This window comes from Sphingomonas sorbitolis (assembly GCF_036663875.1).
In the GTDB taxonomy this organism is placed as follows: domain Bacteria; phylum Pseudomonadota; class Alphaproteobacteria; order Sphingomonadales; family Sphingomonadaceae; genus Sphingomonas.
In genome coordinates this window covers 309,452-334,501 of the sequence record NZ_JAXOJS010000005.1, presented here as the reverse complement: position 1 = coordinate 334,501, position 25,050 = coordinate 309,452, and the positions used below count along the sequence as shown (strand labels likewise).

General features: G+C 64.7%; 22 protein-coding genes and 1 tRNA gene. 7 read left to right on the top strand and 16 right to left on the bottom strand.

The genetic code is table 11. The features are described 5' to 3' along the window. Positions 1-5 precede the first annotated feature (5 nt). The 4 genes from U1763_RS16485 to U1763_RS16470 form a co-directional block, all read right to left on the bottom strand. Positions 6-227, bottom strand: a complete 222-nt coding sequence (locus U1763_RS16485) for a hypothetical protein (RefSeq protein WP_332756046.1) — start codon at positions 225-227, stop codon at positions 6-8. Beyond that, positions 224-532, bottom strand: a complete 309-nt coding sequence (locus U1763_RS16480; protein ID WP_332756045.1) for a hypothetical protein — start codon at positions 530-532, stop codon at positions 224-226. The genes U1763_RS16485 and U1763_RS16480 overlap by 4 nt, the downstream gene beginning before the upstream one ends. A 54-nt stretch (positions 533-586) precedes the next feature. Next, a complete protein-coding gene (locus U1763_RS16475) occupies positions 587-1,123 on the bottom strand; it encodes a hypothetical protein (protein WP_332756044.1) in 537 nt (178 codons plus the stop codon). A 135-nt stretch (positions 1,124-1,258) separates the two neighbouring features. Continuing rightward, entirely contained in the window at positions 1,259-2,785 is a 1,527-nt protein-coding gene (locus tag U1763_RS16470) for an acyl-CoA carboxylase subunit beta (protein ID WP_332756043.1), read from the bottom strand. A gap of 100 nt (positions 2,786-2,885) precedes the next feature. Between U1763_RS16470 and U1763_RS16465 the strand changes: the two genes are divergently transcribed. Beyond that, positions 2,886-4,280 (top strand): helix-turn-helix domain-containing protein, encoded by a 1,395-nt coding sequence (locus tag U1763_RS16465; RefSeq protein WP_332756042.1) that lies wholly within the window; start codon positions 2,886-2,888, stop codon positions 4,278-4,280. A gap of 152 nt (positions 4,281-4,432) precedes the next feature. On the opposite strand, the gene U1763_RS16460 is transcribed toward U1763_RS16465, so the two are convergent. From U1763_RS16460 to U1763_RS16430, 7 genes are all read right to left on the bottom strand, one after another. Beyond that, entirely contained in the window at positions 4,433-4,846 is a 414-nt protein-coding gene (locus U1763_RS16460; protein ID WP_332756041.1) for an acyl-CoA thioesterase, read from the bottom strand. 82 nt (positions 4,847-4,928) lie between these two features. Then, positions 4,929-5,237 (bottom strand): hypothetical protein, encoded by a 309-nt coding sequence (locus tag U1763_RS16455; RefSeq protein WP_332756040.1) that lies wholly within the window; start codon positions 5,235-5,237, stop codon positions 4,929-4,931. A 7-nt stretch (positions 5,238-5,244) separates the two neighbouring features. Then, the gene (locus tag U1763_RS16450; RefSeq protein WP_332756039.1) at positions 5,245-7,290 is read right to left on the bottom strand and encodes an L-dopachrome tautomerase-related protein; all 2,046 of its coding nucleotides are present in this window, start codon (positions 7,288-7,290) and stop codon (positions 5,245-5,247) included. Positions 7,291-7,377: 87 nt separating this feature from the next. After that, positions 7,378-7,839, bottom strand: coding sequence for a hypothetical protein (locus U1763_RS16445; RefSeq protein ID WP_332756038.1), 462 nt, complete (start codon positions 7,837-7,839; stop codon positions 7,378-7,380). After that, positions 7,836-8,435 carry a carboxymuconolactone decarboxylase family protein gene (locus U1763_RS16440; RefSeq protein ID WP_332756037.1) on the bottom strand — a complete coding sequence of 200 codons (600 nt, stop codon included), beginning with the start codon at positions 8,433-8,435 and terminating at the stop codon, positions 7,836-7,838. Before U1763_RS16440 ends, U1763_RS16445 begins: the two co-directional genes overlap by 4 nt. Beyond that, positions 8,435-9,535: a catalase family protein gene (locus U1763_RS16435; RefSeq protein ID WP_332756036.1), complete on the bottom strand. Its 1,101-nt coding sequence runs from the start codon at positions 9,533-9,535 to the stop codon at positions 8,435-8,437. Before U1763_RS16435 ends, U1763_RS16440 begins: the two co-directional genes overlap by 1 nt. An 81-nt stretch (positions 9,536-9,616) precedes the next feature. After that, positions 9,617-10,753, bottom strand: coding sequence for an alpha/beta hydrolase (locus tag U1763_RS16430; RefSeq protein ID WP_332756035.1), 1,137 nt, complete (start codon positions 10,751-10,753; stop codon positions 9,617-9,619). A 114-nt stretch (positions 10,754-10,867) separates the two neighbouring features. Here U1763_RS16430 and U1763_RS16425 point away from each other — a divergent pair, with 114 nt between their 5' ends. Continuing rightward, the gene (locus tag U1763_RS16425) at positions 10,868-11,623 is read left to right on the top strand and encodes a Crp/Fnr family transcriptional regulator (RefSeq protein ID WP_132895801.1); all 756 of its coding nucleotides are present in this window, start codon (positions 10,868-10,870) and stop codon (positions 11,621-11,623) included. A 101-nt stretch (positions 11,624-11,724) separates the two neighbouring features. Here the strand turns inward: U1763_RS16425 and U1763_RS16420 are convergent, their stop codons facing one another. Beyond that, a complete protein-coding gene (locus U1763_RS16420; RefSeq protein WP_332756034.1) occupies positions 11,725-13,737 on the bottom strand; it encodes an acyltransferase family protein in 2,013 nt (670 codons plus the stop codon). Here U1763_RS16420 and U1763_RS16415 point away from each other — a divergent pair. Beyond that, positions 13,708-14,550, top strand: a complete 843-nt coding sequence (locus tag U1763_RS16415; RefSeq protein WP_332756033.1) for a hypothetical protein — start codon at positions 13,708-13,710, stop codon at positions 14,548-14,550. The two genes, U1763_RS16420 and U1763_RS16415, sit on opposite strands and share 30 nt — an antisense overlap. Positions 14,551-14,567: 17 nt before the next feature. Here the strand turns inward: U1763_RS16415 and U1763_RS16410 are convergent, their stop codons facing one another. Next, positions 14,568-15,764: a DUF6895 family protein gene (locus U1763_RS16410; RefSeq protein ID WP_332756032.1), complete on the bottom strand. Its 1,197-nt coding sequence runs from the start codon at positions 15,762-15,764 to the stop codon at positions 14,568-14,570. 75 nt (positions 15,765-15,839) lie between these two features. Continuing rightward, a complete protein-coding gene (locus tag U1763_RS16405) occupies positions 15,840-16,082 on the bottom strand; it encodes a hypothetical protein (protein WP_132734839.1) in 243 nt (80 codons plus the stop codon). A gap of 298 nt (positions 16,083-16,380) precedes the next feature. Here U1763_RS16405 and U1763_RS16400 point away from each other — a divergent pair, with 298 nt between their 5' ends. Continuing rightward, the gene (locus U1763_RS16400; RefSeq protein ID WP_332756031.1) at positions 16,381-17,082 is read left to right on the top strand and encodes an HAD family hydrolase; all 702 of its coding nucleotides are present in this window, start codon (positions 16,381-16,383) and stop codon (positions 17,080-17,082) included. Positions 17,083-17,107: 25 nt separating this feature from the next. Here the strand turns inward: U1763_RS16400 and U1763_RS16395 are convergent, their stop codons facing one another. Further along, entirely contained in the window at positions 17,108-18,139 is a 1,032-nt protein-coding gene (locus U1763_RS16395; protein WP_332756030.1) for a hypothetical protein, read from the bottom strand. Between the two features lie 508 nt (positions 18,140-18,647). Here U1763_RS16395 and U1763_RS16390 point away from each other — a divergent pair. Next, positions 18,648-18,809 (top strand): hypothetical protein, encoded by a 162-nt coding sequence (locus U1763_RS16390; RefSeq protein WP_277983854.1) that lies wholly within the window; start codon positions 18,648-18,650, stop codon positions 18,807-18,809. A gap of 172 nt (positions 18,810-18,981) precedes the next feature. Here the strand turns inward: U1763_RS16390 and U1763_RS16385 are convergent. Next, positions 18,982-19,057: transfer RNA gene (locus U1763_RS16385), tRNA-Thr, on the bottom strand. Between the two features lie 134 nt (positions 19,058-19,191). On the opposite strand from U1763_RS16385, the gene U1763_RS16380 reads away from it, so the two are divergent. After that, a complete protein-coding gene (locus U1763_RS16380) occupies positions 19,192-20,331 on the top strand; it encodes a PAS domain-containing protein (RefSeq protein WP_332756029.1) in 1,140 nt (379 codons plus the stop codon). A 76-nt stretch (positions 20,332-20,407) separates the two neighbouring features. Then, positions 20,408-25,024 (top strand): NAD-glutamate dehydrogenase, encoded by a 4,617-nt coding sequence (locus tag U1763_RS16375; RefSeq protein WP_332756028.1) that lies wholly within the window; start codon positions 20,408-20,410, stop codon positions 25,022-25,024. Positions 25,025-25,050: the final 26 nt, after the last annotated feature.

Here is a 25,050-nt window from a genome sequence, read left to right as displayed (position 1 = left end):
GGCGGTCATCCTTCGATCCTCGGGCTGTCGGGCGTCCGGCGCGCCATCGCGGCGCCCTCGATCAACCCTTCGATACGGCTGACACGCTCGCGCAAGACGACGTGACTGTCGGCCAGACGCGCCAAGCCGGCACTCAGCCCCGTGAGTTTCGCGTCGAGCCCATCGAGCCGCTCCTGATAGGTCAGCAACGCCTTGATGACGCCGAACGCCTTTTCGGTCGCGCTCATGCGGCGTGGCTAATCGGCACCGGGTCGCCCGCCAGCGCACGATCGATCGCTTCCAGCGCGCGGTCGATCGACTGTTCCATCGAATCGATCTTCGCATGCCATTGCGGCAGCATCGCCTCGATCTCCGGCAGGATCAGCGCGAACGCCTTCTCATCCTCCCCGTCGGCGCGATCCTCCGCCGCGAGATATCGCGTCGAAGCTTCCCGGAGGACATGGCCGACGGATTTACCATTGCTGGCAGCAAAGGCATCGAGCGCTGCCTTATGATCGGGGGAGGTCAAAAACGTCACGCGTTCGGTCTGCATGTCACGACTCCTTATCATGACATGATAATGTGCGGACGATCGCGATACAACGCGTCATTCCGCTGGCTCCGCGGCAGGCTTGGCCGGCACCGGCGGGACGACGCCGAGTGTATAGCCACAGACGCCGAGCACCTGCCGGATCATCGCATCACCGGTCGGCGCGACGAAGTTTGCCTGTACCGCAAAGCTGGCGCCGTTGGTCGTCTCGACCCGTACCGTCTTCGATTTCACCAGGAAACTGGTCAACTTGGTGATCGCCGCGGGATCGGCGATGTACGTACCGGTCCCCGGAAACTGCCAGTTATAGGTGAATGCCGGCCCACCATCGAAGCGCACCGCAACCAGCTTGTCGGCGCCCGACCCGAGCGGTTGCGGCTGGATGAACTGGATCGACACGATCGGCTCGGAGGCGACGTCGCACTTCACGACGAAGCGCGAGAGGCCATCGTTACCGGTGACCGAAGCCGAGATGCTGCGCACGCCCGCCGAATTTGTGCGGTCGGCAAGCTTCCAGATTGGCGTGGGCGTGGGCGTGGGCGTGGGCGTGGGCGTGGGCGAAGTGGCTTGCAGGAGCAGGAGAAACGCGAGCATCAAACCTCCGTCCCCGTAGACGTCATTACCCCAGCAGAGGCTGGGACCTCAATCCGCAAGCCCGTCCCCTGCGACCCGAGTCCCCGGCTTTCGCCGAGTCGACGCGTCAAGGACTGGTCCACGTGACGTACCGGGTCACAGCGGGATGTTATCATGCTTCTTCCACGGATTTTCCAGCGCCTTGCCGCGGAGTTTCCGTAGGCCGAGCGCGATGCGGCGGCGGGTCGAGTGGGGCTGGATCACCTCGTCGATGAAACCCTTCGACGCGGCGACGAATGGGTTCGCGAACCGCGCCTCGTATTCCGCGGTGCGCTCGGCGATCTCTTCGGGCGTCTTGCCGCGGAAGATGATCTCGACCGCGCCCTTCGCGCCCATCACCGCGATCTCGGCGGTTGGCCACGCATAGTTGAGGTCGCCGCGCAGGTGCTTCGACGCCATCACGTCGTATGCGCCGCCGTATGCTTTGCGCGTGATGACGGTGATTTTCGGCACGGTCGCCTCGGCATAGGCGAACAGCAGTTTTGCACCGTGCTTGATGATCCCATTATGCTCTTGCGCGGTGCCGGGCAGGAAGCCGGGGACGTCGACGAAGGTGACGACCGGGATCTCGAACGCGTCGCAGAAGCGCACGAACCGCGCCGCCTTCTTCGAGCTGTTGATGTCGAGCACGCCGGCGAGCACCATCGGCTGGTTCGCGACGAAGCCGACCGTGCGGCCTTCGATCCGGCCGAAGCCGGTGATGATGTTGGCCGCATGCGCTGGCTGCGTCTCGAAGAAATCGCCTTCGTCGACGGTCTTCCGGATCAGCTCGTGCATGTCGTAGGGCTGGTTCGCCGATGCCGGGATCAGCGTGTCGAGGCTGTCCTCGATCCGGTCCCACTCGTCCGCGGTCGGGCGTTCCGGCACGCCTTCGCGGTTCGATGCGGGCAGGAAATCGATGAAATCGCGCGCGGCCAACAAGGCCTCGATGTCGTTCTCGAACGCGTTGTCGGCGACCGAGGTCTTGGTGGTGTGCGTCACCGCGCCGCCGAGCGCTTCCTGCGTCACGACCTCGTTGGTCACCGTCTTGACCACGTCGGGGCCGGTGACGAACATGTAGCTCGAATCCTTCACCATGAAGATGAAGTCGGTCATTGCAGGCGAATAGACCGCGCCGCCTGCGCAGGGTCCCATGATCAGCGAAAGCTGTGGCACGACGCCGCTGGCTAGCACGTTGCGCTGGAACACTTCGGCATAGCCGCCGAGGCTGGCGACGCCCTCCTGGATGCGTGCGCCGCCGCTGTCGTTGAGGCCGATCACCGGGGCGCCGACCTTCAGCGCGGTGTCCATGACCTTGCAGATCTTCTGCGCATGACGTTCGCTGAGCGACCCGCCGAACACGGTAAAATCCTGGCTGAAGACGAAGACGAGGCGGCCGTTGATCGTGCCCGAGCCGGTGACCACGCCGTCGCCGGGGATCACCTGGTCCTGCATGCCGAAATCGACGCAGTTATGCTCGACGTACATGTCGAGCTCCTCGAACGATCCCTCGTCCAGCAGCACGTCAAGGCGCTCCCTCGCGGTGAGTTTACCCTTGCCGTGCTGCGCTGCGATCCGCTTGAGGCCTCCGCCGACTCTGGCGGCTTCGCGGCGGCGTTCAAGCTCTTCGATCGTCGATGACATCGTCTCTCCGTCCTGCTGGTTGCCTTCACAGAGCGGGATGCGATGCGCAAATGCAATGTTGCAAACTTGCCGACGTGATGTTTGCAAACTAGGTAGAGGGATGACCCTGCCCGCACGTCGCCTCTTCGTCGGACATCGCCTGCGCGATCTGCGCCGCGTACTCGGGATCAGCCAAGCGGCGATGGCCGCGCGGATCGGGTTGTCGGTGAGCTACCTCTCGCAGATCGAGAATGGCGATCGGCCGGTGACCGAGGGCGTGCTGATCACGCTCGCGCGCGAGTTTCCGGCGGATTGGGGGAGCATCGACGCGGCGGACGATACCGCGCTGCTGATCGCGACTCTGGAGGCGGTGTCGGATACGAGTGTCGAGGCGCCTGCGCTGGACGAGACGGCGGTACGGCGGGCGGTGAAGCACCAGCCGTTGTTGGCGCAACGGCTCGTCGCAATGCACGACGCGTATCGCCGCGCGCAGGAGCAGTTGCGGGCGCTGGACGACCGGTTGGTGGCGGGGTCTGGGGCGCCGGGGTTGCTACCGTGGGAGGACGTGCGCGACTGGTTTCACGCGGCGGGCAATTACGTCGATACGCTCGACCGGCGTGCGGAGGAGATTGGCGAGACTTTGGGCGCGGACCGAATTGCCGCGCTGGAGGCTCGGCTTGCGGCGCGCGGCGTGTCCGTCGCGATCTCGGGCGCGCTCGCCGCACCATTGCGCGACTATGACGGCGCGACATTGCGGCTCGACGGGTCGCAACCGGGCGAGACGACGCTGTTCTCGCTCGCGCATCAGGTCGCGCGGCACGAGTTTGGCGACATCATCGGCGGGATCGTCGCGGCATCGGAAATGGCATCGGAGACGGCGCGCGCGCTGCTGACCGCGGGGCTGACCAACTACGCGGCGGGGGCGATCGTCATGCCCTATACCCGCTTCCGGACGGAGGCGCGGAGTGTCCGCCACGATATCGACCGGTTGCGGCGGATCTTCGGGACGAGCTTCGAGCAGACGTGTCACCGGCTGTCGACCTTGCAACGACCGGGCGCGCTCGGCATCCCGTTCTTCTTCTGCCGCGTCGATATGGCGGGGAACATTACGAAGCGGCACTCCGCCACGCGGTTGCAGTTCGCGCGGTTCGGGGGAGCGTGTCCGTTGTGGATCGTTCATGAAGCGGTCGCGATTCCGGACCGAATCCTGACGCAGCTGATCGAGACGACCGACGGCATCCGCTACGTCTCGATGGCGAAGGGGTTGGTGAAACCGTCCGAGACGTATACGCGGCCGGCGCGACGCTATGCGGTAGCGCTCGGGTGCGAGGAGGCGAACGCATCGGAGTTCATCTATGCGGATGCGCTGGGGACGGGCGGGATCGCGACGCCAATCGGATCTTCGTGTCGGGTTTGCTTGCGGACGGACTGCGACCAGCGGGCGTTTCCACCGGCGGCGAGTGACATCCGGGTCGATCCGGATAAGCGTGGGGCGGTGCCGTACGAGGTAATTTAGCGGAGACTACCGCCTACTGTACCACCCCGGCGAAGGCCGGGGCCCAATTGGGGGACAGCGATGACGAAGGACTGCGAGCCGTTACTTCCGACGTTCCAACTGGGCCCCGGCCTCCGCCGGGGTGGTAAGTCCGCCGGGGGTGGTGGTCTCAATCAGGCTGCCGCCGGGTCCTTCGGAAAGAAATGCTCGACCACGCTATTCGCCAACCGCGACGGGCGCAGCGTCTCCGCATCGAGGCAGCACCAGCTCGACTTCACCTCAGCGAGCACGTCCTCGCCGCGCTTGATGATCGTCTCGTAGAACGCGCGCGCGCCCTGGACCTTCTCGAGCAATACCGTTGCGATCACGTCGTCGTTGAGGAACGCCGGCTTGCGGTAGGTGATCTCGTGTTTCAACGCGACCCACAGGTGCCCGGCCACCGCTTCGGCGGGCGCAAGGCGTTGCCAATGGTCGATCACCGCGGCCTGAACCCACTTCAGATAGTTCGCGTTGTTGACGTGACCCATGAAGTCGATGTCGTCCGGCTCTATGCCGATGGCGTAGGTATGGGGAATCGCTGTTGTCACGCGTAATATATAGCACGCGAACCTGAACATAGCGATGACGGCCCGGCCGCTCCGCCGATAAAAGACATCGGCGGAACGGTGGTCAGGCGGGGATGTCGACGTCGTGCCCCGGCAGCGTCTCGCCAAGCCCTTGGGCGATGCGAACCGCGACGGGATGCGTGCCGGGTTTCGCGAACAGACCCTGAACGAGTTCGGCGGGAAGACCCGGGTGGATCGTCAGGTCGCCGACGACGCACGCGGAACTCTTGGCATGGCTGGGCCGCACCGCATGATGTTCGCGCGTCTCGACCGTGCGGGTCTGATCGGCCATGCCCTTGATGATACCCTCGATCGACTCCTGCTCGTTCGGCTGGATCGTCTCAATGGCGTCGCTGTAGGGCAGACAGGTCATGTAGCCCTCATTTGCCCTTGGCGGCGCCGGGGACGAACGAGAACAGCTCGGTACGAAGCGATGCTGGTGCCCCAGGTTTGAACCAGCTCGTGTCCTGAATGTGGCTCGCGGTTACATAGATGCGGCCATCCGCGCCTTCGGAGAAGGTGTCGGGCCAGCGCAGGCGCGGATCGGTCAGCACCGGCTCGACATGATCGCCGACCAGCCGGGTGATGCCATTGTCGGTGGGTGACGAGATGTAGAGGACCCCCGCCTTGCTCATCCACAGGCCGTCGGCGACGTGCGTCTCTGCCACCGTCTTCACGCCCGCCGCGCGGTCCGTCTCACTGACGCCGTCGCGCAGCAACGCGGTGTCGATCGCATACAGCGTCTTGCCGGTCAGCGCCTGGTAGTAGAGCGTCTTGCCATCGTTGGAGATCGCGATGCCGTCGGCGGCAAAGGCCGGCTGACGATTGTCGGGGCGGACGAGCGGCTTGCCGTCGGTCATCACCGTCACGCTCTTGTCGATCTGCGTCGACACGTGCCCATCGAGCGCGCGGAAACCCTTGCCGGTTTCGAGGTCGATGACGATGATCGCACCGCGCGTGCCCGAGTCCGTGATGTACCCGGTCCGGCCATCGGGCGAAAAGCGGATGTCGTTGAGGTAGGTGCCCTGCAACGCGACGTCGAGCGGCACCTTGATGACCTTCGTCACGCGGTTGGTCGCCAGATCGATCTTGACCAGCTTGGGCGCGCCTTCGAGGATCTTCTCGTTGCCGGGCGCGCCGGGATCGAGCACCCAGAGATTGCCGTGGCCATCGGGCACGATCGACTGCACGCAGACGAAATAATCGCCGACCGGCATCTCGTTCGACTTGGCGTTGCGCCAGCTGTTCCACTTGGCATCCGGATAGGCCTTTAGCGACCCGTCCTTCATCACTTCGGCGACCGAGATCGGCGCGTCGTCGGTCCAGCGCGGGAAATTGACGAAGCGGCGGCCGTCGGCGGTGACTGCGACGCCGGTCGCCTGGTGATCGAACTGCGCGACTTGCGTCAACGCGCTGGCACCGCGCGGCCGGGCCTGCGCGACGCCGATCGCGGCGGCGGCGATCACCGCGATTGCAGCAGCGCCGGCGAGAAAGGGCTTGGTCTTGGACATCAAAAGGCTCCGGTCAACGGTATCGGAAAGATCGGCAGGGGTGCCGGTGAAAAGCTGGATCAGGTGGCGGGCGACCGCGCGCGGGTTTTCGCGCTGGGGGAAATGGCCGACGCCGGACAGTTCGACAAAGGCGAACGGACCGACGAATTTGCTCGGCACCGCCTTGCTGGCGGAGGGTGGATTCACGCCATCGACCGCACCCTGGATATAGATCGCCGGCAACGCCAGCGTCTCGGTCGCCTTCACCTTGTCCTCGAGCCACTGGCTGCGGGGATCGGGCTCGGCTTCGTCCCACCGCGCACGGTAGCTGTGCAGCGTGACGTCGACCCAATCGGGCGTGTCGAAGGATCGCGCGACCCGCTGAAACGTCGCCTCGTCGAACCAGCCCCGCGGCGACCAGTTCTCCCAGTGGATATGCGCGAACCCCTTGCGGTCGTCGCGGACCGCTTGCGCACCACGCGCGGTCGCCATGAACCAGTGATACCATTGCCGTTGCGCCTGCGCGAACGGCGGCGTCGGCATCCCGCCGAGACGCGGTGGCGTGGCCAGCATCGCCAGTCGCGCGACCCGGTCCGGCCAGCCGACCGCGAGCGCTTCGGCGGTATTCGAGCCCCAGTCATGTCCCGCGATCATGAACCGTTCGATGCCAAGCGCATCCATCAGCGCGATCATGTCCATCGCCAGCACCGCGCTGTTACCGGTCCGCGGCGTCTCCGCGGTCAGGAACTGGGTTTCGCCGAAACCGCGCAGCGTCGGCACGATGGTGCGCAAGCCGGCAGCATGGAGCATCGGCAGGACCGCGTCCCAGGTCGAGCCATCGTCGGGCCAGCCATGGATCAGCAGCACCGGCTGTCCCGCGCGCGAGCCCGTATCAGTATAAGCGATCGCCAAAGTGTCGGTGGTGATGATCGGCATGTCAGTGCGCCTCAACGTGCGTGCAGGACTCGGGTTTCGGCATCACGCGCCATGCTCCATACGTGCGCAGGGTTGGCCATCGCGGCGTCATGCGCGCGCCGCCAGCTTGGCCCCGGCCGCGGTCGCCAGGCCAAACCCGACATGGTTCAGCGTGTGCAGGCCGATCGTGCTCGAATCCGCGTCCCATTCGGGAGGTTTGACGCCCAGCAACGGCCCTACCAGCCAGTGCATCGCCCCGTAAAACGCCAGGCCGAAACCGATTCCGGACACCAGCACGTCGCTGTCCTCATCTGTCGCCGCGGCATAGACGATCGCCGCGCCCGCGGAGAGCAGCAGATGCCCGCCCTGCACGATCGCCTGCTCGCCCGACGTCGCCAACCGATCCGCCGGGGGAGTCGCCAGCCCGAGCTTGCGCGCGGTCGTCCGTTCGAGATCGACGAGTTCCGACGGTGTCCCGGTCGTCTTCTCGCCGCGCATCAGCAAGGCCGTGATCGCCAGCCCGGCAACGAGCCCACCGGCTACCGCGCCCATGGTCCGTCGGGTGCTCATGCGTCGTCTCCCCGGTCGTCGGGCAGGCTTTCCTCGCGGCCGGGCACCGACATGTCATAGGCATTGAGCAGCAGCGAGACGAGGCAATAGCCGCCGACCAGATAGATCAGTTCGGCGGTGCGATCCTCGCCGAATGCGGCAACCGCGCGCCGGTAGGTGGTTGCCGGGAGCTGGCGGCCGCCGGCCAGCGTGGCCGCAACGTCGTAGGCGGCGGCTTCTTCCTCGGTCAGGTCGGCAGGACGCTGGCCCGCCGCGATCGTCGCGACCTTTGCATCGCTCAAGCCGACGGCCGCCCCCACCCGCTCATGCGCGTACAGTTCGTACCGCGAATTGAACGCCGCGCCTGTGACGAGGATCGCAACCTCATGCGCGGGCTTGGGTAGCGTCGCGTTATCGATCAGCGCCTTGGTATAGGTCCACGCCGCGCGACCAAAGGAGGGGAAGCGCAGCATCGGGGCGAACGGCCCGATCAGGGCGCCGTCGTCCCGACGCGACACGAACCCCTTGAGATGCTCGGCGATGTAGGCGCCCATCTCGTCATGCAACGGACGCAGCTCGGCGGGCATGTCCGCGGGCGGAAACGGCGCGGCGCGCATCAGCCCTGCCCCGCCCCGGCGTCGCGCGCGACCGGCTCGTGATAGGGGCATCCGTTGGTGCGCGCACGGAAGTCCGCCGAATGGCGATACGTGTCCTTGCGGACGCGGTTGATGTTGCCCAGCGGGCGATGCGCGGCGATGCCGGTCCACACGCTGAAGCGGCTTTCCTCGTTGATGCGACGGACATGATCGTCGCTCCAGCTATCCTGTGCCGCCGCGCGCACCGTGCCGACGCGGAGGAACGGCGCATCCTGCTCGTCCCATTGCACGGTCGCGTCCTCGACCGGCTGCGCGTCGAGATCGCGGCATAGCTGGACCCGGAATTCCCATTCGAGATCCATGCCGCGCACCTCGGCACGGACCTCCTCGCGGATCGCGTTCTCGCGCCCGTCGACGTCGATCTCCTTGCCAGTGAGCGCGGTCATGTCCGGTGCGACCGGCGCCAGGCTGAACTTGGCGATATAGTCACCATACCGGAACGCGGTGGCGCTGTAATAGGTATCGCCAAGCGGCTCCGAATTGGGCGCACCGCCGAGCGAGTTCAGCCCGCTCGGCAATTCGCCGCCGACCGCTTCGAGAGCATGCCGGACCCCGCGCAACACCGCGGAGGCAACCGTCTTGGTGCCCTCCATACGGTCCGTCGTTCTGGCGAGAAGTTTCAAATTGCCGAGAAACTTTTCCGCGGTCTTGGCCTGGAACACCGGGCCGTTGACCATGACGAAATCCTGCGCGCTGCCCTCGGCGCCCGGCAGTCGCTCACCCTCGACATCGAAGACCTTCATCGCCAGGCCGCGTGGCAGGCTGATGACGTCGGGCAGGATATCGCCTGCGTTGGTCGAGAGACGGATCAGCACCTTGTGCGCACCCGGCGTGGCGAACAGTCCCTGCGCCAGCTCCGCGGGCAGGTTCGCATCGACCGTCAGCTCGCCTTCGAGCAGACCGTGCGACTTGGCGTGGACCGACCGAACCGCGTGGCCGTAATCCTCCGCGGTGCGCTCGAGGATGATATCGAACGCGTCGTTGAGCTTGGCGACGGTCGCCTGCTCGCCGTCCTGCTCCTGCTCGACGTCGGCGCTATAGCGGATCGGTCCGTTGACCATGTCTTTGCCTTTCAGTGATCATGATGATGACCGAACGCGCCGGCACCGACGCGTCCTATCGGCCGGTCTTATCGGTTGGCCTCAGCGCTTGCGCGGGGCCCCAGCAAACGCTGCCTTCAGCCGTGCAACCGCCAGGTCGTTGGCGTCCTTTGCGCCGCGCACCACCGTCGCCATCCCGAAGAACTCATGCGTCACGCCGGGGAAGGTGCGCTGTTCGACCCGGTCCCCTGCCGAACGCATAGCCTGCGCCAGCGTCTCGCCGTCGGAGCGCAGGGGATCGATCTGCGCGTTGATGATCGTGGTCGGCGGCAGGCCACGCAGATCGGCGGCAACGAGATTCAGCCGGGGGTCCTGCGCATCCGCCTTGCTCGACTGATAATAATAGCCAAACCATTGCAGCATCGCGGCGTTCAGCGGCTTGGCATTCGCGGAGTCGCGGCGCGACGGCAACGACGCATCGTTGTTCGCGATCGGATAGACCGAAACGATGTGCAACGGCATCGTCAGGCGGTTGTTGCGCGCGTAGATCGCGGTCGCGACCGCCAGATTGCCGCCCGCGCTTTCACCCGCGATCGCGATTTTCGCGGGGTTGCCACCCCATGACGCGGCATTCGCCAACGTCCAGCGATACGCGGCGGCGGCATCGTCATGCTGCGCCGGGAATTTGAACTCTGGCGCGTGCCGGTATTCGACCGATACCACGATCGCGTTGAGCGCCTTGGCCATCGCCCGCGGGGCCGCGTCATAGGTATCGACGTCGGCGATCACCCAGCCACCGCCATGATAATAGACCAATACCGGCAGGCGCGCTGCCCGCGCGCCATTTGCGGAAGGGGCGGTCGCGGGCTTGTAGATCCGGGCGAACTGCTTGGGATCGGCACCGTAGGGAATGTCCTGCGTCGCCACGCTCTGGTCGGGCGTGGTCGGCATGCCCTTGCTCGCCATCACGGCCTTGGCGCCGTCCGCTGCCGACGGCTGTTGGCGTGCCTCTGCCGGCGTGAGCGTCTCGATTGGCTTGCCGCCGAGTGCCGCGAGTGCATCGAGCACCTGTTGCATGTCGGGCGCGGTCTTTGCGGGCTGCGTCGCGGTTGCGGCGGGCGGTGGTGGTGGCGGTGCGGAAATCGACCGCGGCGACTGCGCGATGGCGCCACCAGCAGTCAACACCAGCGACGATGCGAAGACGCTACGGGCGAGCGTCTGCTTGAGGGAAAGGGTCATGGGGCCTCCTGTTATCTAGAGGCAGCAACCCCGGTCTTGACACAATGGTTGCGGTACGGAACCGGACACAGCCCCGATCCCTTTGAGGAGCGGGCCTTTTTCCGGGAAGCAGCGATGACGTGGAATGTATTGGGAACCGCCGAACCCGATGTGTTGATCGAGCACATCCAACAGGGCGATACCAAGAACCTGTTGCTGCGCAGCCTGAGCACCCACGACTTCGCGCTGCTCGCACCGCATTTGACCCGCGTGCCGTTTTCGATCGGCGATACCCTGTCGCATGCAGGGGATGTGATCGACAGCCTGTGCTTTCCAGAAGAGGGGATCGCCGGAGTGCTCGACGCGCTCGAAGGCGAGCATCGCTATGCCGTCGGGTTGATCGGTGCCGAAGGGTGCATCGGCTGGCCGTTGCTGCTCGGCACGACACGATCGCCCTATGACGTGGTGATGCGGGCGGAACGCGGCGAGGCTTTGCGGATTTCGGCCGAGCGCTTCGTTACGCTCGCCGAGCAGAGCACCACGCTGCGCCTGTCGCTGTTGCGGTTCGTCAACGTCTTCATGATCCAGATGGGACGGACGATCGTCTCGTCGCTCGCGCATTCGATCGAGCGGCGCATGGCACGCTGGATCCTGCTTTATCACGATCGCGTCCGCGACGACGACATCTGCATGACCCATGAGGAGTTTCGACTGATGCTTGGCGTCCGCCGGAGCAGCATCACCGATGCGCTCCACCGGCTCGAGGAGGAACAGGCGATCCGGGCGGTCCGCGGCCGCGTGATCGTTCGCGACCGCGCCAAGTTGATGCTGCTCGCCGCGGACACCTATGGCCATGCGGAGGCCGAATATCGGCGCCTGCTGGGGGAATGACCCAGGGCTTCGCTCCAGTTCCCCCGCGCTATCGACGGGAGACGCCAACCGAGGGGGCTTCGAGTCGACGAGCAACCCCCGACTCCGCCCCCTCCCCGGCCTCAGTAGGTCTGCGCGCTCGTGTCCGCCAATGCCTGTCGCAAGGGCCATCCCTGCGACGCGTCGTTCGCGATCAAGCGACGCACGGCGGTCTGCGAACCGACCTGATTATAGTGACCGGCATCGAAATATAGCAGCCCGTCGTCGGCGCTCTCGACGATACAGCGCCGTTTGGGGCACATCGCCTTGAGCGGCGAAAGATAGGTAAACCCGATCGCCTTCGCCTGTGCCGCGAGTTCCCGATCGTTTTTCCACAGGCGCGGTTCGATGGTTCGTGCCAGCAGTCCCGGATCGCTTCGCCTGACGCTCTCCGCCATGATCCGGGGCACCGGCATGGAATATTCCGGGGTCGGCCCCATGACGACCAGCGCGATGCCCTTGCTCGCAAGCCGATCATGCAGCCGTTTCAGCGCGGGAATATCCAACCGGATCCAGCGCCAGATCACGAGCACCGCGTCGGGCCGCGCGATATCCAGGTCGCGGACCAGCACCTGGTGCATCAGGTCGTCGCACACGCGACCGGTCGGCTGCGGATCGAGCGGCATCTCACAGCCGAACACGACCGCAGTTTGGAAATGCACCTGTGGCAGTACCACCGATAACCCACGCCACATCATCGATGCATGGCTGTCTCCCACCAGCAGCCAATTGGACTTGCCCTGTTCCCGCGCGAGACATGGGATCTTGTCGAAGTCGCCAACGCTGCTTTGATTGGTGAGAAAGCAGTTCGCCTTGGGCTTTGGCATCGATCCGGACTGCCCCCCGGCGCTTGCTATCGCCAGAACCGTGGGGGAAAATCGTTCCGGCAGGCCGCCGGTCGCCAGGATACCGACCTGCAACAGCGCTGCGATAGCGATCAGCCCGCCGCACCATGCGCCCAGTCGGCGTGGTGCCATCTTGCCGCGAAAGGGGCCTTCGATGAATTTCCAGGACGCAAATCCGAGGATCGCCGTCACGATCAGAACGATGACCGCGTCCCGTATCAGCAGTTTGCCGATCAGTCGGTGCTGGCGGTAGAGAACGATGACCGGCCAGTGCCAGAGATACAGCGAATAGGACGCCAGGCCGATATAGCGCGCCGGGGAAACGCTCAACGCGCGATGCACCATCGTCGATGTGCCCTGACCGGTGATCAGAACCAGCGCCGCTCCCAGGCAGGCCGGCACGACGACCAGCCCCGGAAATCCGTGCTCGGGCCGCACCAGCAGGAGGGAGGCGGCGATCAGACCCAGCCCTGCCGCGGCGGAGGCCAAGCGCGTCAGCGGCCGGGATGTCAGCCAGTCCCCCCGCATCTGCGATGCGAGGACGCCGACCATCAATTCCCACCACCGGCTAGGCAGAAGATAAAATGCCGCTGCGGCGTTCGTCCGTACATAGGCGATGCTCACCGCCAGCGAGAGCAGTGCCGTCGCCGTCATGATCGGCACCAGCCATCGTTTCCACCGGGAATGCGCGATCAGCAACGGCAGGAACGGAAATACCAGGTAGAATTGTTCTTCGACACCCAGCGACCAGGTATGCAGCAACGGCAAGGTCGCGCTGTCGGCCGCGAAATAGTCCGATGTGAAATAGAAGAATATGTTGCCGACACACGCCAACGCCGCCAGCGCACTGGTGGCGAAACTCGCCAACTCCTGGGGATAGAGCGGGATCGTCGAGACCAACGTGGTGGCGATGATCATCACCACGAACGCCGGCGCGATCCGGCGCAAGCGCCGCAGATAGAAATCGCCAAAGGTGAACCGCCGCGTCGCAACGCTGGCGAGGACGATCCCGCCGATCAGATATCCCGATATGACGAAGAAGATATCGACACCCAACCCGCCCGCCGGGAAGCGGGTCGGGAACAGATGATAGATGATGACCGCAATAACCGAGATCGCGCGCAGACCATCGATGTCGCCACGATATGGCGTGGCATGAACCGGCGCAGTCGTCGCCCGGTCCGATCCTAGATCCGGAGCGTCACGCTGTCCCGATCGTCCATGTACGACAAACGCCGCCCCCGCCTGCATATTTCTCTCCCCCGGCGGCGGGTTAGCAAACCATTTTCATATGGCAATACTATCGGGGTTGGCCATTCGCCTGGATTACGCGCGAACCGTCTCTTTTCCGTACAAATGCAAATCGACCGAACAGAAACCTCCATTTCGATGCAATTTGCTACGGCTTCTCGGGTTCAATTCCGCCAAAAACCCAGCCCAATTTTACGCTGTATTTGCCAACGGCGAATCCATTGCATCGAGCGCTTCGGATATAAGCGCCGCGACGACCGTCCAGCCGAGCTGCTCCGCCTCGACCAGCGCATCTTCGAGATGTTCGCGAAGGCGTTGGTCGGGCTTGAGCGCGCGTTGCGGCATGCACTTTTCCAGTCGAGCAGGGTTCGGCTTTCAAAGCCTGGCATGGTCGCCACGGTAAGAGCCGACGACAGATCACGTCAATCGCTGCGCGCTGGTGTGACGAAAAGCCGTGCCGCATGGCACCGTCAGCGATCTGGATGGTTGTTCCAGAAAGCCATACCGGCTGGAGAGACGACCATGAAACTGACCGGAAAATTCGACACGCGCCGTGAAGCCGAGATGACCGTCGAGCGGCTGGTCCAGCAATTCAACATCGATCGTGCCAAGGTCCTGGTCGCCCCGGATGGCGCTGCGAACTCCGCGGGCACCGAAGATGCCGGCGCCGACGCCGCTGCTGGCACTTCAAGCCAAGAGACGCGAGATGATGCCGCGTTGAACGGCAGGGTCGTGGTCACGGTCGACGTCGCTGATGACGCCACCGCCGACGAAGTGCGCTCCGCGTTTAACGAGTTCGACGCATCGGCGTAGGTTCGACCGATGGGTGATCAGAAGCGCGCGTAAAAGGCGTGTGAGTCGCGTGCTAATGGTCCCGCGTGTTCCGCGCATTGCTCGAGCAATGCGCGAGCATCGCCAAGACCGTGACTAACGTAGCAGCGCGTCGCATAGCCATCGATCAGCGTGTCCAACCCTATCTCGAAATCGTCCGAGAACCAGTCTTCGTTCATCGGCCCATAGTCCAATTCCGAAACACCGAATTTCTCGACGATCGCAGCCAAGACATTTCCGCTCGCCGGTTCGATATCGGACCTCTCGATGCGGGCGGGAATGGCATTGGCGGCACACACTATCAGCAACCCGAATACCAACGTGGTGTGATAGGAATGAATGAAGCGATAGAGATCGGTGTCCTGCTCCGGCAAAGAACTCGCCGTCTTACTGTCGAATGTAATCGACGGTATAAAACCGAACTTTTTATATATCGACCTCAGGGCAGCGTCTGCCTGTTGGAAAGTCGGGCCGCGACATTCCAGAAACACCTGCGTCAGGCAGATTTCCCCGACGAGATCCCAGTCCGCATCGCAGAACGTATAGGCCAGATCGTGATCCAGCGCGATCGCCACGTCGGGGAATATCGTACAGTGCTCCGATCGGCGACGGCCAAAATCGGTTTCGAACATCGCCGAATGCGTCTTTGCGTAAAGATCCGTCCTCGCCATCATCGAGGGGTGCGTAAATCGCGATAAAAGCGATGACCGGCATACAAGATGTTCGGCAACGGCAACGTTCGTCACCCGCTCGTACAGCCACGTCGCTTCGTGATGCCGGAACGGGAGCCGCTCGACGGCGAAATATCCGGGCGACCGGATCAGTGCCTCGATCCGCGCCAGCATAGGCGAGCACACACCATAGCGTCGCGAGCACAATAGAATGATACCGAACCTGCTTGCCTCGGCTGGCCGCCGTTCCGCGTTGGCAATAAACGCCTCTGTACACACCTCATGCACCGCCCATGAAACGAACACCACGACGCGGTCGCGAAGCTGCCCAGCGCGCGTGACGACCGATTCCGCCAGTTCGAAGAACAGCAGGATTTCGGAAATGACCTTCGATGCGCGCAACCCTTGGGATTGAAACGTGTCGGCGTCTATCGCGTCCAACTTGGCGATAAGCGGCCTGACCGACAAGAAGTACTTTACCAGTTCGATCGTAATGCGTTCGTCTTCGACGGTCTTATCAGCCATGACATTGCTCATATGTATAATGGCGCTTCGTCATGGCCATGATGCGACGACGAAACGCCATTATGTCCGTGACGCTCAATGCTGAGCGATCGTCTTTCCGATGGTCGACGGGTTTGCGACCTTTTCCAGACCACCCTGAATTCCCGTGACCAGGAAATAGTGGGACCCACCGACGACATTCCAGTCGGCGACGACGTTCGGATCGTTCAGAACCGTCGACGATACACTGAGGGCGTCGCGCATCGATGTATCGAGATTGATGATCTTCCGATCGTGGAGCGAGTGGGCAAGTTCCGCGATCTGTTTCTGCGTTGGCATCATACTCTCCTTTTTGGGCGATTCGCCCTGGGAGGAAAATACTCGTCTTAATGATATTATGAATCTCAGTATGCACTGAAACGGAGGCAAACTTTGTTATACGATAAATTCTGTTGACTGTTCCACTTTGCCCGCGACTGGGCGCGGAGCAAGATCCCGCAGAGCATAGTGGCAATCATATCGATCCTGCCGCGTGAGTATGGTTGGTCTCCCACGAACAGCCTGGTTTGACGGTTTACGGCGCGCGCTGTCGACGAATAGTCATGGTGCGACAAAATGCCGGGTGTAAAACGTGACCATGACGATACGCCTTATCTGCCTCGATGCCGACGACACGCTCTGGCACAACATGCGGCACTTCAATGCGGCCGAGGATGCGCTGCTGGAGATGCTGCGGCCGTTCGCCGACGCGCAGGTCGCCCGCCCGGCGCTGGAAGCGTGCGAGGCGCGCAACCTGCCGCTTTACGGGTACGGCGCGAAGGGTTTCACGCTGTCGATGATCGAGACCGCGGTCGAGCTTTGCGGTGCCGATCTGAAGCCGACGATGGTCGCGGACATCCTCGCGGCAGGCCGGTCGCTGCTTGCGTACCCGGTCGAACTGTTCGACGGGATCGCGCAGACGCTGGAAGATTTGGCGGATCGCGGTCGGCTTGTCCTCGTCACCAAGGGCGACCTGTTGCATCAGGAAGCGAAGCTTGCCGCGTCTGGCCTCGGTGATCGCTTTGCCGGTGTCGAGATCGTCAGCGACAAGACCGCCGACACCTTCACGCGGCTGTTCGAGCGATATGCGGTGCAGCCTGCCGAGGCGGTGATGGCAGGGGATTCGATGCGCTCCGACGTGCGTCCGGCGCTGGAGGCTGGGGCGTGGGCGGCCTATGTTCCGCAGGACGGTGCCTGGGCGCATGAGCATGCGACGCCCCCTGAGGATTCGAATCGTTTCGCGACGCTGGAGAGCCTGGCCGAACTGCCAGCGCTGATCGATCGTATCAATCGCGGCTGATCGTCGGTTCGAGCAAGCGCCCTGGTCAGAGCGCCTTGGGGTCGATCGTCATCTGTTTGCCCTTCATCGTACCGCTGCGTTTGCCGCTTCCGACCAGATCCCACACCTGCTTGGGCGAGGGCAGGGCTGTGAACGACGGAAAGACGGACGTCGTGCCTTCGACATCCTCCAGCGACACCGCATAGGTCCCGCTCTTGTCAATCTGGCCCATCAGCGAAGGATAGACGCTGACGACCCGACCGGCATCGTAGAGTGCCATGATGTAACCGGCCGTGCCCGCGTTCGACCGATAGACGCCGTATTCGGTGCTCGCGCTGCCGTCGCGACACCAGCTCGGATGCGGCACGGGCGGCGCCGACTTCTCTTCCGTTTTCGCCTTGGCAGCCATGGTGCTGGCCATCAGGGACATCAGCAGGTCGGCACCGCTCGGCTTGGCCTGTTTGGCCTTGGTGAAGGTCAGCGGCGTGGTGCACGTCGTGACCGGGGCGGCCGCGATGGTCGCCGTGGTAACGGAGGGCGGCCAACGGACGGCCTTGACCACTTGTTGCAGGCGGGCGTCGAGCTGGTCCGCGGTCAGCGTCTTCGCACTCATGCGAATGCTGACGATCCACTCGCCGACCGGCACGACCGCTAGGGCAGTGCTCCGATATGCGCCGCCGGGTGTGGCATAGACCTGGCGCAGGGACGTTGCCGTGCCGCTGTTCGTCGCGGCGAAGGCGATCGGATCGGCGCTTGCCGGGGCGGCATGGCGGAAGATGTCGCGCGTTTCGAGTGCGGTCTGCGACCGATCGAACCATAGCGCCACATCGGGAATCGCGGGGTGGAAGAGATAGATCGTTGCGAACACGCTCTTGTCCGCTACGTCATATTGCGCCGCCACGTCATGCTCGGTCTTGGTCGCATCGGTCAGCGTCGTGCGCGAAAGACCGGCCAGTTGCGGCATGAGAATCAGGCCGGTTTCGGCATGTTTCCAGCCCTTGTCGGCCGGCATGCCCAGATCCCGCGCCGTGACCGGCGTTGCCATGACCAGCGCCACTATCAGCACCCACTTGTTCACGCGCGTCCCCCTTTTGCACGATCATGTGCGCGCTTCGCTTCGTCGGCAAGCGTGTGTGGAGACGCTCCATTCAGACGATCCGGGGACCGAAGACGGACCCGCGGTGCGGGCGTTGAGCATCGAATTGCCGTGCTGATCCAGATTGGGCGCCACATTGCGATCGAGGCAATGCCGGGCGCGATCGCCATGATACCGCCAGATCGCCGTCGTTCATCCCGGCACCCGCCATCGCTCGGTTCCTTCATATCGCCGTGCGCAGGCGACGGGAAATTAGCCGACGTGCGACACGGGAAGAACGGAACTTCGCGAGACGCCACTCGAACGGTATTTGGTGGAGCCGCAAGCTACTCATGAGCCGATTCCCCCTCCGGTTAGCTCTGCAGAGCGCAAGAACAGAACGTGAACAATGAACCTTGTGATAGCCCAGTCCAAGGTTTAGGAACCCGCCAAACGCGAGCGATCGCGCAGACAAGGAAGGACGCGGCTCAAGCCGCGCAGGAGGCGGATTGTGGTGACGGATGAGGATCGACGCTATTACGAGCGTCGCGCCGAAATGGAGCTTGAGATGGCTGCCGCGACGGAGGACCCGAACGCGTGTTCGAGCCACTATGCGCTCGCAAATCTTTACCTCGCACTCGTGTTCGAGAAGGACGTGCAGGACGCTTCGTAAAGGTAGATCGTCTTGAGGCGGAGAGACCGTCGTAACGCTGCCAATCAAGGTCGCACCCTGCTCCGGCGCCGGAAAATAGGCTGGCGATACGACCGCGGTACCAAAACCCGGATTACCGGATTTACGGGCAAGAAGCCGCCTGGAAGATCGTTGTACTTCAACAATATGTCGATGGTGCCGCTTACAGGACTCGAACCTGTGACCCCCGCATTACGAATGCGATGCTCTACCAGCTGAGCTAAAGCGGCCCGACGACGGACGTATCCGGTCGAGGTGGCGGCAACTACCAGCGGTTTTGCGGGCTGACAAGCGGTTTGCGAGTTTACCCGGTGTTTACCAAGCGCGGTGCACAAGCATGGCGACGATACGGGGATCTTTGGGCATGACGACGGCACGCAGCGTAGAGCACGGACGCGCAGCGGGCGCAGATATTCCGGCGTTCGCAGGACCGTCGGATCGGACGATGGCGGATGCTGGCGGTTCGACCGATGCGGGCGTCAACGACATCATGTTCGATCTCGGTGGCGACGAGCGGCGCATGCATGTCCGCGCGTATAATCACTGGGTGTCGCTGCTCGACGGACGCCCCTATCCGTCGATCGCGAACCTCGAGCCCGAGACGATCACCGATTTCGGCCCGCACAGCGTACTGCTCGATTTCAGCCACGGGATGGGCGACCCGAAGATCGCGTATCTCGGCCGTGCCCTGCGCGAGGAATGCGGGCTGGAAGGGCCGATCGCGACGATCGCCGACGTACCGAGCCGCTCGCTGCTGTCGCGGCTGACCGATCATTATCTCCAGATCATCGCCAATCGCGCGCCGATCGGCTTCGAGGCGGAATTCGTCAGCAGCCGGGGGCGGACGACTCTGTATCGCGGCATTCTCATGCCGTTCGCGTCGGGTGGGGTGACGATCGATTTCATCTACGGCGTGATCAACTGGAAGGAACTCGCCGACGCCGATCTGCAGGCGGCGCTGTCGGCGGAGCTCGATGCGGCGGTTCAGGGCAATTCCCGCGTCGCTGGGGCGGCCGCGCAGGTCTGGGCCGATGGTCCGAGTGGTGGGTTCGATGTCATGCCTGCCGAACCGGCGCCCGTGGAGACGCTGGTACTCGACGATCCGTTGCCGGCCGAGTATGTGGTGGCTGGTCCACTTGGCGAGCAGCTGGCGATGGCGCGCGAGAGTGCGGCGCAGGTCCGGGCTGCCGAAGCGCGTAGTCGGGCCGCGCTCCACCGGACGCTGGGTCGGGCGCATGATCTTGCAGTGTCGGCCGAGCACGACGACGGCGATTTCGCCGCATTGTTCAAGGCCGCCTGCCTGCCAGGCCAAGCCGACGTGATGATGCAGATCGTCACGCTGGTCTTCGGCGCGACTTTCGAGGCGGCGCGGCTGGAGACGTTCGCGGCGGTATTGCGCCATGCTCAGCAGCATCAGGTGCCGGCGGGCGGTTTCACAAGCTTTATCGGTGGTTTCGACGGCGATCTTGCGTCGATCGCTGCCGCCGAACGGTCAGGATCTTAGGTGCGCCGCAGCATAACTCTTCGCACCTGCCACAAGGGTTGAGATAGGCGAATAGCGGGCGCATAGGCCCTGACCTATGGCTAACCAATCGCTAAAAACGCTCACCGAAACCCTTGCGGGTCGGTTGACCGAACGGGCCCTTCCGGGCGAACTCAAGGACTTCGGTGCGAGCGAGGTCGCGCAGGCCGCGGCGTTCGTCGCGGCGACCGCCGCGCACCGCGACGACGGTTCGCCGGCGATCGCGATCGAGCCGATCAGCGCGGACGACACGCGGCGGCGGATGCGGCTCGCGATCGTCAACGACGACATGCCGTTCCTGGTCGATTCGATCGCCGCGGCGATCGGCGCGCAGGACATCGCGGTCGATCGCATCATCCATCCCGTCGTCCGCACGACGCGGACGCCCGACGGTACGCTGCACGCGATCGACGCCGATGGCCAAGGCGCTGGCCGCCCCGAATCGATGATCTACCTGGAGATGGAGCGGGCAGACGCACGCGACCGTCGCGGGCTGATCGAGGATCTGACCGCAGTGCTGGCTGACGTCCGTGCGGCGGTGACCGACTGGCGCGCGATGCAGGCGGCGCTCGACGACGATATCGCGACGCTGCCCGAGGGCGAGGGCGCGGCGCTGTTGCAGTGGTTCCTGGGCGGGCATCTGACGCTGCTCGGGCATCAGATCTGGCATCGTGACGGGAGCGGTCATGCCGCGCTGGGCATCGCGCGCAACGAACATCGCGTACCGATCCTCGCCGAGGCGTCGCGCGCACTGGCGATCAAGTGGTTCGAGGAGGGCAACGACGCACCGCTGCTACTCAAGTCGAATTTGATTTCGACCGTCCACCGCGCCGTGCCGCTCGACCTCGTCGTCGTGCCGGTGATGGAAGGCGCGACGGTCGCCGGGCTGTCGATCTACAGCGGGTTGTGGACCAGCGCCGCGCTTGCCGCGATGCCGCGCGACGTGCCGGTGTTGCGTACGCGCTTGGCGGCGATGAAGGCCAAATTCGGGTTCGATCCGCGCGGGCATGCCGGCAAGGCGCTGACGCATGCGTTCACCGCGCTGCCGCACGACCTAGTGATCGCGTTCGCGCCTGCCGCGCTGGAGGATCTGGCGCTGACCGCGATGAGCATCGCGGATCGGCCCCGGCCGGCGCTCGTGCTGGTCGAGTCCGCGCTGGGCCGTCATTTGTTCGGGTTCGTCTGGCTGCCGCGCGACGACGTCACCACCAGCCGCCGCGTCGCGATCGGCGACATGCTGGCGGAAGCGGCGAATGCGAGCATCCTGAACTGGTCGATCGCGCTGGAGGACGGCGAGGTCGCGATGATCCGCTACACGCTCGATCTGCGCGGCGATGGTCGGATGCCCGACGTCGCACCGCTCGCGCTCCGGCTGCAGCGGATGGTCCGCGGCTGGGTGTCGGACGTCGAGGCGGCCCTGGTCGAGACGTTGCCGCCGCCGCGCGCCGCACGCCTTGCGCTGAAATGGGCGGCGGCGTTCCCGCAGAACTACCGCAATCTCAGCACGCCCGCCGAGGCCGCCGAGGATATTCAGCGGATCGCCGCGCTGGCCGACCCGGATGCACGCGGTGTGCGTCTCGTCCCGGGTGAAGCCAGTGCCGATCCGCAGCTCAAGATCTACAAGCTCGGCGGTGCGCTCCCCCTGTCGGACGCGGTCCCGGTGCTGGAAAATTTCGGCTTTCGCGTGATCGGCGAACTGCCGACGCGGTTGCGCGACGACAGCGTCCCGTTCGTGCATGATTTCGTCCTGGAGGCGAATGCCGCCGCGCAGCAGAGCGACGCGCCCGTACTAGAAGGCGCGATCGCGGCGGTGCTGGAGGGCGCGGCCGAGAACGATGCGTTCAACCGGCTGATCGTCGAACTCGGCATGCGTCCAGAGGCGATCGTGCTGTTCCGCGCGTGGTTCCGCTATCTGCGCCAAGCGGGGCTTCCGTATGGCCTGACCACCGTGGTCGATGCGCTGCGCCGCGCACCGAAGGTTGCCGCCGCCCTGATCGCGCGCTTCACTGCGGTCCACCACCCCGATCATCCCGGCAACGCGATCGAGGCGGACCAGGCGATCGAGGCCGGGCTCGACGCCGTCACCGCGATCGACGACGACCGTATCCTGCGCGCCTATCGCAACCTGATCGCGGCGACGTTGCGCACCAACGCGTTTACGCCTGCAGCGTCGGAAGCGCTCGCGTTCAAGCTCGACAGCCATCTGATCCCCGGCCTCCCGGCTCCCGTGCCGTGGCGCGAAGTGTGGGTCTATTCGCCGCGCGTCGAAGGTATCCACCTGCGCGCCGGCCCGGTCGCGCGTGGCGGCCTGCGCTGGTCCGATCGACGCGACGATTTCCGCACCGAGATCCTCGGACTGATGAAGGCGCAGCGCGTCAAGAACGCCGTCATCGTGCCGACAGGCGCGAAGGGTGGCTTCTATCCAAAACAACTCCCTGCCCCGTCGAACCGCGATGCATGGTTGGCCGAGGGCACCGAGAGCTACCGGATCTTCATCCGCACGTTGTTGTCGATCACCGACAACATCGTCGAGGGCAAGGTCGTGCATCCGGACGGCGTGACGATCCTTGACGGCGAGGACCCATATTTCGTGGTCGCCGCCGACAAGGGCACCGCGACGTTCAGCGACGTGGCGAACGCGCTCGCGCTCGAACGCGGCTACTGGCTGGGCGACGCGTTCGCCTCCGGTGGCTCGGTCGGCTACGACCACAAGGCGATGGGGATCACCGCCAAGGGCGCATGGCTGAGCGTCCAGCGGCACTTCGCCGAGCGCGGCCTCGACGTGCAGAGCGAGAGCATCACCGTGGTCGGCTGCGGCGACATGTCGGGCGACGTGTTCGGCAACGGCATGCTGCTGTCGAAGACGCTGAAGGTCATCGCGGCGTTCGATCACCGCCATATCTTCCTCGATCCCGATCCCGATCCGGCGGCCAGCTGGGAGGAGCGCAACCGGATGTTCGCGCTGCCGCGGTCGAGCTGGGCGGATTACGACGCCAGCCTGATCTCGAAGGGCGGCGGCGTGTTCGCGCGCACCGACAAGATCGTGAAGCTGTCGCTCCAGGTGCAGGCAGCACTGGGTGTGACTGCGAGCGAGATGGAGCCGGGCGCGCTGATCTCGGCGATCCTCAAGGCGCCGGCCGACCTGCTCTGGTTCGGCGGCATCGGCACCTATGTGAAGGCCGCATCGGAAGCGAACGTCGCGGTCGGTGACCCGGCCAACGACCGGTTGCGCGTCAACGCCGAGGACCTGCGCGTGATCGCGATCGGCGAAGGCGCGAACTTGGGCGTCACGCAGGCGGCGCGCATCGCGTTCTCAGCGCGGGGCGGGCGGATCAACACCGACTTCATCGACAATTCGGCGGGCGTCGACTGCTCGGATAACGAGGTCAACATCAAGATCGCGCTCAACCGCGAGATGATCGAAGGGCGCCTCGGCTACGAGGACCGCAACACGCTGCTCGCCAGCATGACCGACGACGTCGCGCACCTGGTGCTGGAGGACAACCGCCTCCAGACGCTCGCGCTGTCGATCGCCGAGGCGGACGGCGCGGTGGCGATGCCGAGCTATGTCCGCGTCATCGAGATATTCGAGGGCAGCGGGCGGCTTGATCGTGCGGTCGAGGGGCTCGCGTCGAACGATATCCTGCTCCGTCGTGGTCAGGATGGGCTGGGGCTCACGCGTCCCGAGCTCGCCGTGCTGCTCGCGACCGCCAAGCTCGGGTTGCAGGATGCGATCGAGCATGGCGACATCGCCAAGGACGATGCGCTGAAGCCCGACCTCCACGCCGCCTTCCCCGCAGCGATGCGCGAGCGCTTTGCGACCGCGATCGACGAGCACCGGCTGCGGCCCGAGATCGTCGCGACCAAGCTCGCCAACCGGATCGTCAACCGATTGGGCATTCTCTATCCGTTCGAGCTGGCAGAAGAGGAAGGCGCAGCGATGGGCGATATCGCAGCGATGTTCGTCGTCGCCGAGCGCCTGTTCGACCTGCCGGCGCTATGGGCGGAGATCGAGACCGCGGTGATGCCCGAGGCGGCGAGGATCGCGCTGTTCGACGAGGTAGCGGTCGCAACGCGCTCGCAGATCGCCGACCTGTTGCGCGTATCGGCGCCGGGGACGGCACCGGGCGACGTGCTCGCACGGCTGGCGAAGGGCATCACGCAGCTCGACAGCCAGACCGCGGCGCTGCTCCTCGAAGAGGCGAGTGCGCAGAGCAGCCGCATCGCCAGCCAGCTCGAGGCGGTCGGTGCGCCGGGCGATCTGGTGCGCAAGGTGGTCCGCCTGTTCGAGATGGACGGCGCGGTCGGGCTGGCCGATCTCGGCGAGCGGATGACGCTCGACGAGGCGGTCCTCACGCGCGCGTTCACGCACCTCGGGCAGGCGCTCGGGCTGGATTGGGCGCAGGCGAATGCGGCGCGGATCAGCCCGACCGATCCGTGGGAGCGCCTGCTGATCGCCGGTCTGGCGCGCGATTTCCAGCAGTTGCGGCTGGAGTTCCTGGCGCGGCGTGGTGCGCAAGATCCGCAGGGTGCGGTGGAGGCTTGGCTCACGGCGAACGCCACGCGCGTGGCGCAGTTCAAGGCCGTCATCGACCGCGCGCGTCATGCGGCCGTCCCAAATGCGGCGATGCTGGCACAGATCGCCGGCCAAGCCCGCGTGCTGTTGGGGCGGTAGCTAAAACCCCTCTCCCTTCAGGGGAG